General features: G+C 70.6%; 11 protein-coding genes. 7 read left to right on the forward strand and 4 right to left on the reverse strand.

What is annotated here, in order from left to right:
* The first annotated feature begins 289 nt into the window (after positions 1–289).
* Positions 290–622 (forward strand): TcmI family type II polyketide cyclase, encoded by a 333-nt coding sequence (locus ACWCPY_RS36345; protein WP_451272383.1) that lies wholly within the window; start codon positions 290–292, stop codon positions 620–622.
* Positions 623–695: 73 nt separating this feature from the next.
* On the opposite strand, the gene ACWCPY_RS36350 is transcribed toward ACWCPY_RS36345, so the two are convergent.
* From ACWCPY_RS36350 to ACWCPY_RS36360, 3 genes are all read right to left on the reverse strand, one after another.
* Positions 696–1,772, reverse strand: coding sequence for a methyltransferase (locus ACWCPY_RS36350; RefSeq protein WP_451272385.1), 1,077 nt, complete (start codon positions 1,770–1,772; stop codon positions 696–698).
* Between the two features lie 35 nt (positions 1,773–1,807).
* Positions 1,808–2,875: a right-handed parallel beta-helix repeat-containing protein gene (locus ACWCPY_RS36355; protein ID WP_451272387.1), complete on the reverse strand. Its 1,068-nt coding sequence runs from the start codon at positions 2,873–2,875 to the stop codon at positions 1,808–1,810.
* A 134-nt stretch (positions 2,876–3,009) separates the two neighbouring features.
* Positions 3,010–4,638 (reverse strand): acyl-CoA synthetase, encoded by a 1,629-nt coding sequence (locus tag ACWCPY_RS36360; protein ID WP_451272389.1) that lies wholly within the window; start codon positions 4,636–4,638, stop codon positions 3,010–3,012.
* 167 nt (positions 4,639–4,805) lie between these two features.
* Here ACWCPY_RS36360 and ACWCPY_RS36365 point away from each other — a divergent pair, with 167 nt between their 5' ends.
* The 6 genes from ACWCPY_RS36365 to ACWCPY_RS36390 all read left to right on the forward strand — a co-directional run bounded on the left by ACWCPY_RS36365 (position 4,806) and on the right by ACWCPY_RS36390 (position 11,957).
* Positions 4,806–5,606 carry a crotonase/enoyl-CoA hydratase family protein gene (locus ACWCPY_RS36365; RefSeq protein WP_451272391.1) on the forward strand — a complete coding sequence of 267 codons (801 nt, stop codon included), beginning with the start codon at positions 4,806–4,808 and terminating at the stop codon, positions 5,604–5,606.
* Positions 5,607–5,621: 15 nt separating this feature from the next.
* Positions 5,622–6,566 (forward strand): Zn-ribbon domain-containing OB-fold protein, encoded by a 945-nt coding sequence (locus tag ACWCPY_RS36370; protein ID WP_451272393.1) that lies wholly within the window; start codon positions 5,622–5,624, stop codon positions 6,564–6,566.
* A complete protein-coding gene (locus ACWCPY_RS36375; protein WP_451272395.1) occupies positions 6,567–7,619 on the forward strand; it encodes a thiolase domain-containing protein in 1,053 nt (350 codons plus the stop codon).
* The gene (locus ACWCPY_RS36380) at positions 7,612–8,778 is read left to right on the forward strand and encodes a thiolase domain-containing protein (RefSeq protein WP_329815122.1); all 1,167 of its coding nucleotides are present in this window, start codon (positions 7,612–7,614) and stop codon (positions 8,776–8,778) included. Before ACWCPY_RS36375 ends, ACWCPY_RS36380 begins: the two co-directional genes overlap by 8 nt.
* 137 nt (positions 8,779–8,915) lie before the next feature.
* Complete coding sequence (locus ACWCPY_RS36385; RefSeq protein WP_018550733.1) at positions 8,916–9,416, forward strand: hypothetical protein; 501 nt, start codon at positions 8,916–8,918, stop codon at positions 9,414–9,416.
* A gap of 147 nt (positions 9,417–9,563) precedes the next feature.
* A complete protein-coding gene (locus ACWCPY_RS36390; protein ID WP_451272397.1) occupies positions 9,564–11,957 on the forward strand; it encodes a glycoside hydrolase family 95 protein in 2,394 nt (797 codons plus the stop codon).
* Here the strand turns inward: ACWCPY_RS36390 and ACWCPY_RS36395 are convergent.
* The gene (locus ACWCPY_RS36395) at positions 11,933–14,146 is read right to left on the reverse strand and encodes a terpene synthase family protein (protein ID WP_451272399.1); all 2,214 of its coding nucleotides are present in this window, start codon (positions 14,144–14,146) and stop codon (positions 11,933–11,935) included. The two genes, ACWCPY_RS36390 and ACWCPY_RS36395, sit on opposite strands and share 25 nt — an antisense overlap.
* Between the last annotated feature and the right edge of the window lie 146 nt (positions 14,147–14,292).

The following is a 14,292-nucleotide window of genomic DNA, read 5'->3' on the forward strand; positions in this document are numbered from 1 at the left end:
TGTGCCGGTTGCCTGCGGGAACCTGGACGCACGGTCCCCGCCGGCGGCCGGTTCCGGTGCCCTGAGCCGTTCGTCCGTTACCCCCATGACGTCTGCTGTGTCTGTTGGCGTGTCCTGGCTGGCGCTGTAATGGCCGGTGGCGGGGTCGTGGTAGAGCGGGAACCCGCGTACCCCGTCACCCTCCGGCCCCACCTCCGGCCCCACCTCCGGCCCCATCTCCGGTTCTGCTGCTGGTTCTGTTTCCGGTCCGGTGTGTTCCCCGGACCGGGAACCAGAAAGGCATCTCCCGATGCACCACGCTCTGATCGTCGCCCGGATGGCCCCGGGTTCGGCGCCGGACATCGCCGATCTGTTCGCGGCCTCCGACAGCGGCGAACTGCCGCACCTCGTCGGCGTCACCAGGCGCAAGCTCTTCCAGTTCGGCGACGTGTATCTGCACCTGATCGAGTCGGAGAACCCGCCCGGCCCCGAGATCGCGAAGGTGACCGGGCACCCGGAGTTCAAGGACATCAGCGAGAAGCTCACCGCCTATGTGAGCGCGTACGATCCGCAGACCTGGCGCAGTCCCAAGGACGCCATGGCCCACGAGTTCTACCGGTGGGAGCGCGGCACCCCCGCCTGAGACCGGCGATCGCCCCGGGTCCGGCCTTCCGGCCGGACCCGGGGCGATCTGACGTCGTGCCGGGGAGCGGTGATCAGCCGGGGACCACGCACTCGAAGGCGTGGAGGTAGGCGTTGACCGGGACGACGTCACCGAGCAGCAGCCCGGCTTCCGAGATCCGGGTGACCAGGCTCTCCCTGGTGTGCTTCGCGCCGCCGACGTTGAGGAGCAGCAGCAGGTCCATCGCGGTGGTGAACCGCATCGAGGGGGTGTCGTCGACGAGGTTCTCGATGACGACGACCCTGGCTCCCGGGCGGGCCGCCGCGACGACGTTGCGCAGCGTCCGGCGGGTGCTGTCGTCGTCCCACTCCAGGATGTTCTTGATGATGTAGAGGTCGGCCTGGACGGGGATGGCCTCACGGCAGTCCCCGGCTACGATCCGGGTCCGGCCGACGAGCGCGCCCTCGTCCCGCAGCCGGGCGTCCGCCCGCGCCACCACCCCCGGCAGGTCCATCAGGGTGCCGTGGAGCGCCGGGTCCTTCTCCAGCAGGCTCGCCAGTACGTGGCCCTGGCCGCCGCCGATGTCGGCGACCGAGGTCACCCCGGAGAGGTCGAGGAGTTCGGCGACGTCCAGCGCGGACTGGATGCTGGAGGTGGTCATCGCGCGGTTGAAGATCTGCGCGGACTCGTGGGCGTCCTGGTGGAGGTAGTCGAAGAATCCCTTGCCGTGCACGTCCGCGAAGACGCTCCCGCCGGTGCGCACCGCGTCGTCGAGGTGCGGCCAGACGTCCCAGGTCCAGGGCTCGGTGCACCACAGCGAGATGTAGCGCAGGCTGTTGGGGTCGTCCTCGCGCAGCAGGCGCGACATCTCCGTGTGGGCGAAGTGCCCTTCCGGGGTCTCGGTGAAGATCCCGTAGCAGGACAGGGCGCGCAGCAGCCGCCGCAGCGGCACCGGCTCGGCCTTCACCAGCGCCGCGAGCTCCTGCGCCGTGGCGGGCGTCTCGCCCAGGGCGTCGGCGACGCCCAGGCGGGCTGCGGCGCGCACGGCGGCGGCCCTGGCCGCGCCGAAGACGAGCTCACGCAGCTGCATGGCCGGCTGCGGGGGAGTGACGGGGTGCGGGAGGGCGGCGTGTACGGGGGTGGGTGTGGGGGTGGGGCTCACAGTGGTCATGCTGTTTCGCTTCTCCTCGTGCGGGGGTGCACCGGTCAGCACATACCGGCCGGTGCGGATTTGGCGCAGACGTTGTCGGCGAACGTGTTGCCCTTGCCGGTGTCCCCATTGGCGAGGTCGGCCGGCTTGTTGTTGAGCACGACATTGCCGCTGATGGTGTTGCCGGTGTTCTTGGTGCCCACGAAGCTCTTGAACAGGACGACACCGCCGGACATCGGGGTGGCGCCGGAGTTGTCGCGGATCGTGTTGCCGCGCACCACGGTGTCCGCGGCGCCGGTGAGCACGACGCCGGAGCCCTGGAGGGCCGACAGCCGTTCGGTCGCGGAGCAGAACTTGTTGTTGCCGGTGATCTCGTTGGACTCGATCGTCATCGCTCCGGCCTGCGGCTTGCCCTCGTCGCCCACGACGAACACACCGGTGCAGTTGCCGGTGAGACGGTTGTCGTGGACCGACAGGTTGCGCACCCGCCTGGCGGTGAAGCCGATCCGGTTGTCGGTGAGTGTGTTGTCCTGGAGCTCGGTGCCCCGGGTGTCGGTGGCACCGCCCTCCTTGTCCACGGTGTTCGCGACGAAGATGCCCGCGTCGCCGTTGGCGCGGGCGTTGTTGCCGATGAACGCGCCGCGGGTGGAGTGCTCCTGGGCGATGCCCCAGACGCCGTTGTGCTCGGCGGTCACCCGCCGGACGGTCAGCCGGTCGGTCCAGGAGGCCCAGACACCGTTCTTCTTGAAGCCGGAGACGGTCAGCGAGTCGATGCGCACACCGTTCACGGTCCCGCCCGACTTGCCCAGGACGCAGATCCCGCTGCCGGTCTTCGCGCAGGCGTCGGGGGCCTTCGTGCCCGGCTCGGCCGGCCTCAGCACGGTCCCGCTGCCGGAGCCGCGCAGGGTCAGGTCGGGCTTGGTGACCAGGACGCTCTCCCGGTACGTGCCGGGCAGCAGGACGACGGTGTCACCCGGCTGGGCGGCGTCCACCGCCTTCTGGATCGACTCGCCCGGACGGACCTCGTGCGAGTCCGTGGCCGAGGCGGAGGGGATGGACATTCCGCATCCCGCGGCCGAGAGGACCGCGACGGGGACAAGGATCCTGATGTTTCGTTTCCTCATGAGCCGAAGCTATGGTCGATCTCCCCCGGATGCCACATAGGGTGAGCGGATGGGTTCGGAGCGTGCCCGAATGGCTTACGCGGGATCCGCCGCCCGGCGGCCGGACCGGCTCCGGCCGCTGGGGCGCCCGGCCCTCATTCCCCGGGTTCGCGCCGGGGCGCGACGACCGAGCGGGCCCACCGGTAGTCGGCCTTGCCGCTCGGCGAGCGCTGGATCCGGCGGGTGATCACCAGCCGGCGCGGGATCTTGTAGCCCGCCAGACGGGTCCGGCAGTGGGCCTGGAGGTCGTCGAGCGTGGGTTCGGACGCTCCCTCGCGCAGCTGTACGACCGCCGCGACACGGTTGCCCCACCGGTCGTCGGGCACCGCGGCGACCAGTACGTCGTACACGTCCGGATGGGCCTTCAGCGCCTGCTCGACCTCCTCGGGGTAGACCTTCTCGCCCCCGGTGTTGATGCACTGCGAGCCGCGGCCGAGGACCGTGACGATGCCGTCCTCGTCGACCGTCGCCATGTCGCCGAGCAGGACCCACCGCTCATCGCCGCGGCGGAAGAAGGTCTCCGCGGTCTTGCCGGGGTCGTTGTAGTAGCCGAGCGGCACATGCCCGCGCTGGGCGATCCGCCCCGGCTCGCCCGGCGCGACCGGCTCGTACGTCGTCGGATCGACCACCGCCGTACGGGAGTTGACCTGGAGCCGGAATCCCTTCTCCGGGCCCGAGTCGGCCGTCGCCGTGCCGTTGAAGCCGGACTCCGACGAGCCGAAGTTGTTCAGCAGCATCACCGTCGGCACCAGCTCCTGGAACTCCGCGCGCACCGAGTCCGACATGATCGCGCCCGAGCTGGACACGGAGAACAGCGACGAGCAGTCGGTGCCCTTCAGGGGGCCCTTCAACGCGTCGATCAGTGGCCGCAGCATCGCGTCGCCCACCAGCGACACACTGGTGACCTTCTCCTTCTCGATCGTACGGAGCACTTCCTGGGGCACGAACTTGCGGTGGACCACGACCCGCTGCCCGAAGTTGAAGCCGATGAAGGCGGTGAGCGTCGAGGTGCCGTGCATCAGCGGGGGAGTGGGGAAGAAGGTGATCCCGTCACCGCCCGCGGCGACCCGTTCGGCCAGCTCCTGCGGGCTCTTCACCGCCTCGCCGGTCGGCGCGCCGCCGCCCAGGCCGGAGAAGAAGAGATCCTCCTGGCGCCACATCACACCCTTGGGCATTCCGGTGGTGCCGCCGGTGTAGATGATGAACTGGTCGTCGGCCGACCTCGGCGGGAAGCCGCGCTCCGGGCTCCCGGCCGCCTCGGCTTCGGTGAACGCGACGGCCTCGGGGCCCCGGACCCCCGCCTCCGGCGCGCCCACCCGCACCAGATGACGCAGGCCCGGGGCCTTCGGCGCGGCGGCCGCGACCCGCTCGTCGAACTCGGCGTCGAAGACCAGCGCGGCCAGATCCGCGTCGCGGTAGAGGTAGACCAACTCCTCTTCCACGTAGCGGTAGTTCACATTGACCGGGACGATCCGGGCCTTGAGGCAGGCCAGCACGGTCTGGAGGTACTCGACCCCGTTGTAGAGGTGCAGCCCCAGGTGCTCGCCGGGGGCGATGCCCGCCTCGATCAGGTGGTGGGCGAGGCGGTTGGCCGCCGCGTCCAGCTCCGCGTACGTCAGCCGGCGTTCCGCACCCGTGCCGGGATGGTCGAGGTAGACGAGCGCCTCGCGTTCCGGGACCGCGTCGACGACCGACTCGAACAGGTCGGCAAGGTTGTACTCCACCGTTCCTCCTGACCCCGGAAGCTGACTGGCTCGGCGGTCATTAGAGCGCCGGGAGGCGCAACTGGGAAGGGGTGCCGCCAAGGAAATCTGACTAGCTGTCAGAAAACTATTGAACTGGGCCACGGCCTACTGCAACCTGTTCTAGGTCTTTGGATGGGAGGCGGACAATGGCTGGTACGGAACACCTCGCCGTGCGGCGCGAGGGCGCCACACTGGTGCTCACCCTGAACAGGCCGGAGGCGAAGAACGCCCTGTCGCTGCCGATGCTGGTCGGGCTGTACGACGGCTGGCTGGCGGCGGACGAGGACGACACGATCCGCTCGGTCGTGCTGACCGGAGCGGGCGGCTGCTTCTGCGCCGGAATGGACCTCAAGGCCCTGGCGGGCAAGGGGATGGAGGGCGAGCAGTACCGGGACCGGATGACCGCCGACCCCGATCTGCACTGGAAGGCGATGCTGCGCCACCACCGACCCCGCAAACCGGTCATCGCCGCCGTGGAGGGCCACTGTGTCGCGGGCGGCACCGAGATCCTCCAGGGCACCGACATCCGGATCGCCGGGGCGGGTGCCACCTTCGGGCTCTTCGAGGTGCGGCGCGGGCTCTTCCCCATCGGCGGTTCGACGGTCCGGCTGCCGCGCCAGATCGCGCGGACGCACGCGCTCGAAATGCTCCTCACCGGGCGCCCGTACACCGCCGCGGAGGTCGCCGGTATCGGACTGATCGGCCGGGTCGTCCCCGACGGCACCGCCCTGGAGGAGGCACTCGCCGTCGCCGAGCGGATCAATGCCTGCGGGCCGCTCGCCGTCGAGGCCGTCAAGGCGTCCGTGTACGAGACCGCGGAGATGACCGAGACCGAGGGACTGGCCGCCGAGCTGAAACGCGGCTGGCCGGTCTTCGCGACCGACGACGCCAAGGAAGGCGCCCGCGCCTTCGCCGAGCAGCGCCCGCCCGTCTACCGGCGGGCCTGAGCCGAGGAGGCAACCGTGCCCGAAGCCCTCAGCGCCCCGCTGGTGGTCGAATTCCCCTTCACACGCTCCCTCGGACCCGTCCAGAGCGCCTTCCTCACCGGACTGCGCGAACGCACCGTCCTCGGCGTCCGCACCGCCGGGGGGAAGATCCTCGTCCCGCCGGTCGAGTACGACCCCGTCACCGCGGAGGAGATCCGCGAACTGACCGAGGTCGGTGCCACCGGCACCGTCACCACCTGGGCCTGGAACCCCGCCCCACGCCGGGGCCAGCCCCTGGACGCCCCCTTCGCCTGGGTCCTCGTCCGGCTCGACGGCGCCGACACCGCCCTGCTGCACGTCCTCGCCGCACCCGGCCCCGAAGCCGTACGCACCGGTATGCGGGTCCGGATCCGCTGGGCCGCCGAGCGCACCGGAGCGATCACGGACATCGCCTGCTTCGAGCCGTACGACGGTGAGGAGACCGGGCAACCGGCCCCGCACGACGGGCGGTTCACCGACCCCGTCACCGGCATCGTCACCCCCACCAGGCTCGACTACCGGTACACCCCCGGCCGAGCCCAGAGCGCGTACCTCGACGCGCTCTCCCGCCGGCGCATCGTCGGCGAGCGCTGCCCCTCCTGCCGCAAGGTGTACGTACCGCCCCGCGGCGCCTGCCCCACCTGCGGGGTCGCCACCACCGAACAGGTCGAGGTCGGCCCGCGCGGCACCGTGACCACGTTCTGCATCGTCAACATCAAGGCGAAGAACCTCGACATCGAAGTCCCCTACGTCTACGCGCACATCGCGCTCGACGGCGCGGACCTCGCCCTGCACGCGCGGATCGGCGGCATTCCCTACGACCAGGTGCGCATGGGCCTGCGCGTCGAACCCGTCTGGACCGAGGGCGGACGACACCCCGACCACTACCGGCCGGCCGGCGAGCCCGACGCCGACTACGACGCGTACAAGGAGCTGCTCTAGATGCGAGACGTGGCGATCGTCGCCTTCGCGCAGACGGACCATCTGCGGCGGACCGACGAACTCTCCGAAGTCGAGATGCTGATGCCCGTCCTGCACCGGGTCCTCGACGCGACCGGGCTCAGGACCAGCGACATCGGCTTCACCTGTTCCGGCTCCAGCGACTACCTCGCGGGCCGGGCCTTCTCCTTCACCATGGCGCTCGACGGCGTCGGCGCGTACCCGCCGATATCCGAGTCCCATGTGGAGATGGACGGGGCCTGGGCGCTGTACGAGGCCTGGGTGAAGATCCAGACCGGCCAGGCGGACACCGCGCTCGTGTACTCCTACGGGAAGTCCTCGCCCGGCGAGGTGCGCGACGTCCTGACCCGCCAGCTCGACCCGTACTACGCCGGCCCGCTCTGGCCGGACTCCGTCGCACTCGCCGCCCTCCAGGCCCGCGCGCTGATCGACGCGGGCGACACGGACGAGGCCGCTCTCGCCGGGATCGCCCGCCGCAGCCGGGCCGCCGCGGCGGACAACCCGCACGCCCAGCTCAAGGGAGCGGTTCCGGCCGGCGAGTACATCGTGCAACCGCTGCGCACCGGCGACTGCCCGCCGATCGGTGACGGGGCGGCCGCCGTGATCCTCGCCGCCGGCGACACCGCACGGGCCCTGTGCCCCCGCCCCGCCTGGATCCGAGGCATCGACCACCGCGTCGAGGCCCATGGGCTCGGGGTGCGGGATCTGACCGAATCACCGTCCACCCGGCTCGCCGCGACCCGCGCCGGATTCTTCGAACGCCCCGTGGACACCGCAGAGTTGCACGCCCCGTTCACCTCCCAGGAGGTGGTGCTGCGCAAGGCGCTCGGGCTCGACGACCGGGTGAACGTCAACCCGTCCGGCGGCGCGCTGGCCGCCAACCCCGTCATGGCCGCCGGGCTGATCCGCCTCGGCGAGGCCGCAGCCCGCATCCACCGCGGCGAGTCCGACCGGGCGCTCGCCCACGCCACCTCCGGGCCCTGCCTGCAGCAGAACCTGGTCGCCGTCCTCGAAGGGGAGAGCGCTCATGCCTGAGGAGCCCGTGGCCGTGGTCGGCATCGGCCAGACGAAGCACGTGTCCGCGCGCCGGGACGTCTCCATCGCCGGACTCGTCCGCGAGGCCGCCGTCCGCGCCCTGGAGGACGCGGCCCTGACCTGGGCGGACATCGATGCCGTCGTCATCGGCAAGGCACCCGACTTCTTCGAGGGCCTGATGATGCCGGAGCTCTATCTCGCCGACGCCCTCGGCGCGGTCGGCAAACCGATGCTCCGGGTGCACACCGCGGGCTCCGTCGGCGGCTCCACCGCGCTGGTCGCGGCCAACCTGGTCTCCGCGCGGGTGCACCGCACCGTCCTCACACTCGCCTTCGAGAAACAGTCCGAGTCCAACGCCATGTGGGGGCTCTCGCTGCCCATCCCGTTCCAGCAGCCGCTGCTGGCCGGAGCGGGCGGCTTCTTCGCCCCGCACGTGCGGGCGTACATGCGCCGTACCGGCGCGCCCGACACGGTCGGCTCCCTCGTCGCGTACAAGGACCGCCGCAACGCGCTCAAGAATCCGTACGCGCACATCCACGACCCGGACATCACCCTGGAGAAGGTCCGCTCGGCGCCCATGCTCTGGGACCCGATCCGCTACTCGGAGACCTGCCCGTCCTCCGACGGGGCCTGCGCGATGATCCTCACCGACCGTGCCGGGGCGGCCCGTTCGCCGCACCCGGCCGCCTGGGTGCACGGTGGCGCGATGCGCAGCGAGCCGACGCTCTTCGCCGGGAAGGACTTCGTCTCGCCGCGGGCGGGCCGCGACTGTGCCGCCGACGTGTACCGGCAGGCCGGCATCAGCGACCCGCGACGCGAGATCGACGCCGTGGAGATGTACGTGCCGTTCTCCTGGTACGAGCCGATGTGGCTGGAGAACCTCGGCTTCGCCGACGAGGGCGAGGGCTGGAAACTCACCGAGTCCGGCGTCACCGAGCTCGACGGGGATCTGCCCGTGAATCCCTCGGGCGGAGTGCTCTCCACCAATCCGATCGGCGCCTCCGGCATGATCCGCTTCGCCGAGGCCGCGTTGCAGGTCCGGGGGCAGGCGGGCGAGCACCAGGTGCCCGGGGCCCGGAAGGCACTCGGCCACGCCTACGGGGGCGGGGCGCAGTTCTTCTCCATGTGGCTGGTCGGCGCCGAGCCCCCCACCCGCTGACACCGGGCCGTCCCGGACCGCCGCGGGCCCCACCCGCGCCCGGTCCGGGCGCCCGGACCGGCCCCGGGCACCCGGCGGCGCGTTGGCCTGCGCGGACCCGGCTCTGCAACGTGAGCCCGGACACGTAACATGGCTGCATGTCCTTCCTCCGCCGCCGTAGCGCCGCCACACCCGCGGGCCCCGACTTCGACGTCCTGGCCATGGACCCGGGGGACTGGCCCGGAAACCTCGGCGCCGGTCTGCTGCCCGCGCCCGACGGGAGCTGTCAGGGCGTCTTTCTCCGCTACGACCTGTTCGGCGGCCGTGGCCCCGCGATGATCATCGGCAACCTCCCGGAGGGCTCGCCCGCCCGCGAGACCGAGGAGGGGCAGGTCCCGTTCGAGGTCGCCCAGCTGCTGCTCGCGCTGGAGAACGACGAGCCGGTCGAGGTCACCGGGACCGAGGACATGCCCGTGATGCAGGGCGACAACCTGCTGATCGTCCGCCGGGTCAAGCTCTCCGAGAGCCGGATCTCCTGCGTCCAGTTCGACCGCAGCGACGGTGTGCTCGTCACCATCGCCAGCTGGGACCGGCCGATCACCGACGATCTGTACACCCTGCTCAAGCCCCTGCCCGCCGAGCTGTTCCAGCAGGGCTGAAACGGTCCTTCCCGTCGGCCGTCCGTGCTTTCCGGGCGGCTGCGGGCCTCTGCCCCAACATCTGTCCAAGTGCTCGCGGCCTCCGTCCAAGAGGCCGCTTTGTCATGCTCCTTGTCGGGTAGTCGTCGGACCTTTACGGTCAGCCGCATGACATCCGGGATCACGCGACGCACCACAGTGAAGACAGCGATCGGCGCAACCGGTGCTCTGGCGCTGGGAATTCCCGCCCTCTCCGGAACGGCGACGGCAGTCGGCACCTCCGATGAATCGGGGAGTGCCACCTATGCGAAGAAACGAGCGGAACCGACCCTCCGGTACGACGCGCCTGCCGCGAACTGGGAACGCGAGTCACTGCCCATCGGCGGCGGTGCCCTCGGCGCGAGCGTGTACGGGACGCTCGCCTCCGAACAGCTCACCTTCAACGAGAAGACGCTGTGGACCGGCGGTCCCGGCTCCGTCCAGGGCTACGACTTCGGGAACTGGACCGCACCCAGACCCGGCGCCCTCGCCAGCGTACAGCAACGGCTCGACAGTGAGGGAGCACTCGATCCGGACGCCGTCGCCGCCGAACTCGGGCAGGCCCGGCGCGGCTACGGCGCTTACCAGGTCTTCGGCGACCTGCGGCTGGATCTGTCGAACGCACCGGCCGCCCCCGACGCCTCCTACCGCCGGACCCTCGATCTGCCCAACGCCCTCGCCTCCGTGACCTACACCCATCAAGGGGTCGGCCACAGCAGGGAGTTCTTCGTCTCCCACCCGGGCCGGGTCATCGCCGGACGTCTCGGCGCCGACCGCCCCGGGCAGGTGTCCTTCACCCTGCGTTACACCTCACCCCGCAGCGACTGCACCGTCACCGCCGACCGGGACCGGCTCACCGTGCGCGGCGCGCTGAAGGACAACGGGCTGCGCTTCGAGGCCCAGATCCGTGTCCTGACCAGCGGCGGCACCGTCACCGCGGGTGAGGGCGGCATCCTCACCGTCACCGGCGCCGACAGCGCCTGGTTCGCCCTCGCCGCGGGAACCGACTACGCCGACAGCTACCCCTCCTACCGCGGCGCCGACCCGCACCGGGCGGTCACCGCCGCCGTGGACGCCGCCGCCCGGAGCTCCTACGAGAAGGTCCGCGACGCCCACGTGCGCGACCATCGCGCCCTCTTCGACCGGGTCGTCCTCGACATCGGCCAGGAGCTGCCCGACCTGCCCACCGACCGGCTGCTCGCCGCCTACACGGGCGGAACGAGCCCCGCCGACCGGGCGCTGGAAGCGCTGTTCTTCCAGTACGGCCGCTATCTGCTGATCGCCTCCTCGCGGGCCGGCTCGCTGCCCGCCAACCTCCAGGGCGTCTGGAACAACTCCACGACCCCGCCCTGGTCCGCCGACTACCACAGCAACATCAATCTGCAGATGAACTACTGGCTCGCCGAGGTCACCAACCTCGCCGAGACCACCGCACCGTACGACCGGTACATCGAGGCGATGCGCGCCCCCGGCCGCAGAACGGCGAAGGAGATGTTCGGGACCGCCGGCTGGGTGGTGCACAACGAGACCAACCCGTACGGCTTCACCGGTGTCCACGACTGGTCCACCGCCTTCTGGTTCCCGGAGGCCGCCGGCTGGCTCACCCAGCAGATGTACGAGCACTACCGGTTCGGCGGCTCCACCGACTACCTGCGTTCCACCGCCTACCCGGCGATGAAGGAGGCGGCCGAGTTCTGGCTGGCCAATCTGCGCACCGACCCGCGCGACGGACTGCTCGTCGTCACCCCCAGTTACTCTCCGGAGCACGGCGACTTCACCGCCGGGGCCGCGATGTCCCAGCAGATCGTGCACGACCTCCTCACCAACACCCTGGAGGCCGCCCGCACCCTCGGTGACGCACCCGCCTTCCGCAGCCGGCTGGAGAACGCCCTCGACCGGCTCGACCCGGGACTGCGGATCGGCTCCTGGGGCCAGCTCCAGGAGTGGAAGACCGACCGCGACGACCCGGCCGACGACCACCGCCATGTCTCGCACCTCTTCGCCCTGCACCCCGGGCGGCAGATCGAACCCGGCAGCGAGTGGGCCGAGGCGGCCAAGGTCTCCCTCCGCGCACGCGGCGACGGCGGCACCGGCTGGTCCAAGGCGTGGAAGATCAACTTCTGGGCACGGCTGCGCGACGGGGACCACGCCCACCGGATGCTCGCCGAACAGCTGAAGAACTCCACCCTGCCCAACCTCTGGGACACCCATCCGCCCTTCCAGATCGACGGCAACTTCGGCGCCACCTCCGGCATCGCCGAGATGCTGCTGCAGAGCCAGCACGGCACCGTCGACATCCTCCCGGCCCTTCCGCCGGGCTGGCCGGACGGATCGGTGCGCGGACTGCGTGCCCGGGGAGGCTTCACCGTCGACATCGAATGGGCCGCCGGGCAGGCCCGCCGTGTGGTGATCACGGCGAGCCGCAGCCGCGAAGTGACCGTCCGCAGCTCGCTGTTCGCGAGCGGCGAGAAGGTCTTCAAGGCACGTGCCGGGGGCCGCTACACGTTGATCGCCGAGGGCTGAGCGAACAGCGCGGTCACCCGCGCCGCCGAGACACCGAGCCCCGTGGGACCGCTGATGTGCCACGGGGTTCCGGTGCCGCGCAGCAGGTCCTGCTCGCGGTAGCGCCGGCAGTCCCGGTGCCAGATCAGGATGCCCGCGAGCCAGTGCTTGAGCTCCTGCACGTACCCGGCCAGGACCTCCCTCGCCTCCGTGTCCAGCCCGAAGTCGTCGTAGAGCACCGGGAGTTCCTGCTCGGCGACATGAAGGAACTGCCTCAGCCGCGACTTCATCAGGTCGTACACGATCGCCACCCCGGTCGGATAGTCCACCCCGAAGAAGTTCTGCACGACCAGGACTCCGTTGTGCACCTCGCCCTCGAACTCGATCTCCTTCTGGTAGGAGAACAGGTCGTTGAGCAGGCAGGCGTAGTCCGCCGCCGCGTTCTCCAGGGAGCGCAGCGGCCCGCTGTGGTAGATCTCCGGCGGAACCTTCCTGCCATGACCGAGCCGGCACAGGCTCATCGTCAGATCGGAGCCGAAGGTCATGCGCCGCATCTCGACGTAGTCCACCGGGTCGGGGATGCGGTTCTGCACCTGATTGGCCAGCTCCCACACCCAGCTCGCGGTCATGTCCTCGACCGCCTTGCGGAACGCCCCGCGCCCGCTCGCGTCCATCGGGGCCGAGGTCCGTGCCCAGAGATCGGCGAGCCCGCGCTCCAGGGCGTTGACCGGTTCGGGCATCCGGGACCCGTCCAGGGGCATGAACAGCGACAGCCGTTCGTTGGCGAGCTTGGCCCCCGTCAGGTCGCGGCCCCGGCCGTGCACCACCGGGAACCAGTCGTCACCGTACGTCCCCCAGGTCAGCCACTGCGAGGAGAGGTCCAGCTCCTCCGGTGTCGCGTCCGGGTGCAGGCCCGCCGCACACAGCGGCAGATCGGTCGCGAGGAGCCGTTCCTCGTCCCAGATGTGTGAACCGGGTACCCCCGGCTGCGCCTCCAGAATGCCCATCCGGCGCGACCAGTCCACGATCCGCACCCGGGCCCCGTCCAGATGCGGGCTGAGCGTCGTGCCGAAGGGCAGCTCGATGTCGGGCAGCAGCGACGGGCCGACCCGCTGGTACGGCACATGGGTGTGGCTGCGCAGCCGGGCCGCCTCCGCGCGCGAGGTGAACCGGATCGAGGCCGCGGCCATGCCGAAGCCGGTCGTGGCCGCTTCGACCGCGCCGTCGTTCATGTAGCGGCTGGAGCGCATGTGCCACTCGTGGCCGCCGGACTGCCAGTCCTGCAAGCCCTTGACGTACGCGAGAACCGCCGCGGTTCGGGCGGGGTCGAGCCCTTTCTCCGCACAGAGCGGCCCGAGTTCGGTGAGCGCGGTGTTCTCGAACTGCTGCAGCCGGGACGTCAGCAGATCGTTCACCGCGTCCGCGGCCTCCTGGGTGCTGCAGCCGAGGAAGTGCTCCAGCACCAGCACGCCATTGCTGTTCTCGCCCTCGTCCTCGACCTCGCGCTGGTACGAGAACAGGTCGTTGCGCAGATGCACGCCGTCGGAGAAGGCGTCCCGCAGCACCCGCAGCGCGCGCTCGTCGGCCACGGCCTCGGGGACCTCGGCGTCCGCCGCGTACTCCACGAGACCCGCGGACCATGGGGCGCCGCCCACCTTGCGGCGCATCTCGATGTACTCGACGGGGTTGGCGATACGCCCCTCGTTGATGTTGGAGAGCTCCCACATCGACTCGTTGAGCAGGTTCTCCGTCGCCACGGCGAACCTGGCCCGCCAGGCGTCGGACATGCTCGGCACCGTTCGCGTCCACAGATCTGCGAGCCCCGCCTCGACCGGGTTCGTCGGCTCCGGCATCGGGGCCCCGCGGTCCATCGGCATGAACGCCGGCAGCCGGTCCAGATACCGCTTGGCGCCCGCACGGTCGGGGTTGCGCTTGAAGAGCTCCAGGAAGTGGTCGTCGAAGAAGAAGACCCACACGTACCAGTCGGTGACCAGGGAGAGCGCCTCGGCCGAGCAGTCGGGGTGGGTGTACGCACACAGCAGCGCGTAGTCGTGGGAGTCGATGTCCTTCTCCTCCCAGATGCCCGAACCCTCCACCATCCCTATGCTGCGCGCCCACTGCTTGGTGTGCACTCGGGCCTCCTCGACATGGGGATTGAGCCGCGCCGGATACGGAACGTAGAAGTCCGGCAGGGTGAAGGGCTGAGCCATGTGCGTCCGGCCTTTCCTGGATCGCCGTGCGGACGTCGCACGGACGTGATCGTGTCGGCGCGAGCACTACCCTTCGGCCGTTCGGGGCACGCACATCCGGGATTAGTCACATAAAAGGCTTGCTCGTGGGAGGTGCTCCGGCGCGC

It is taken from the genome of Streptomyces sp. NPDC002403, assembly GCF_053593015.1.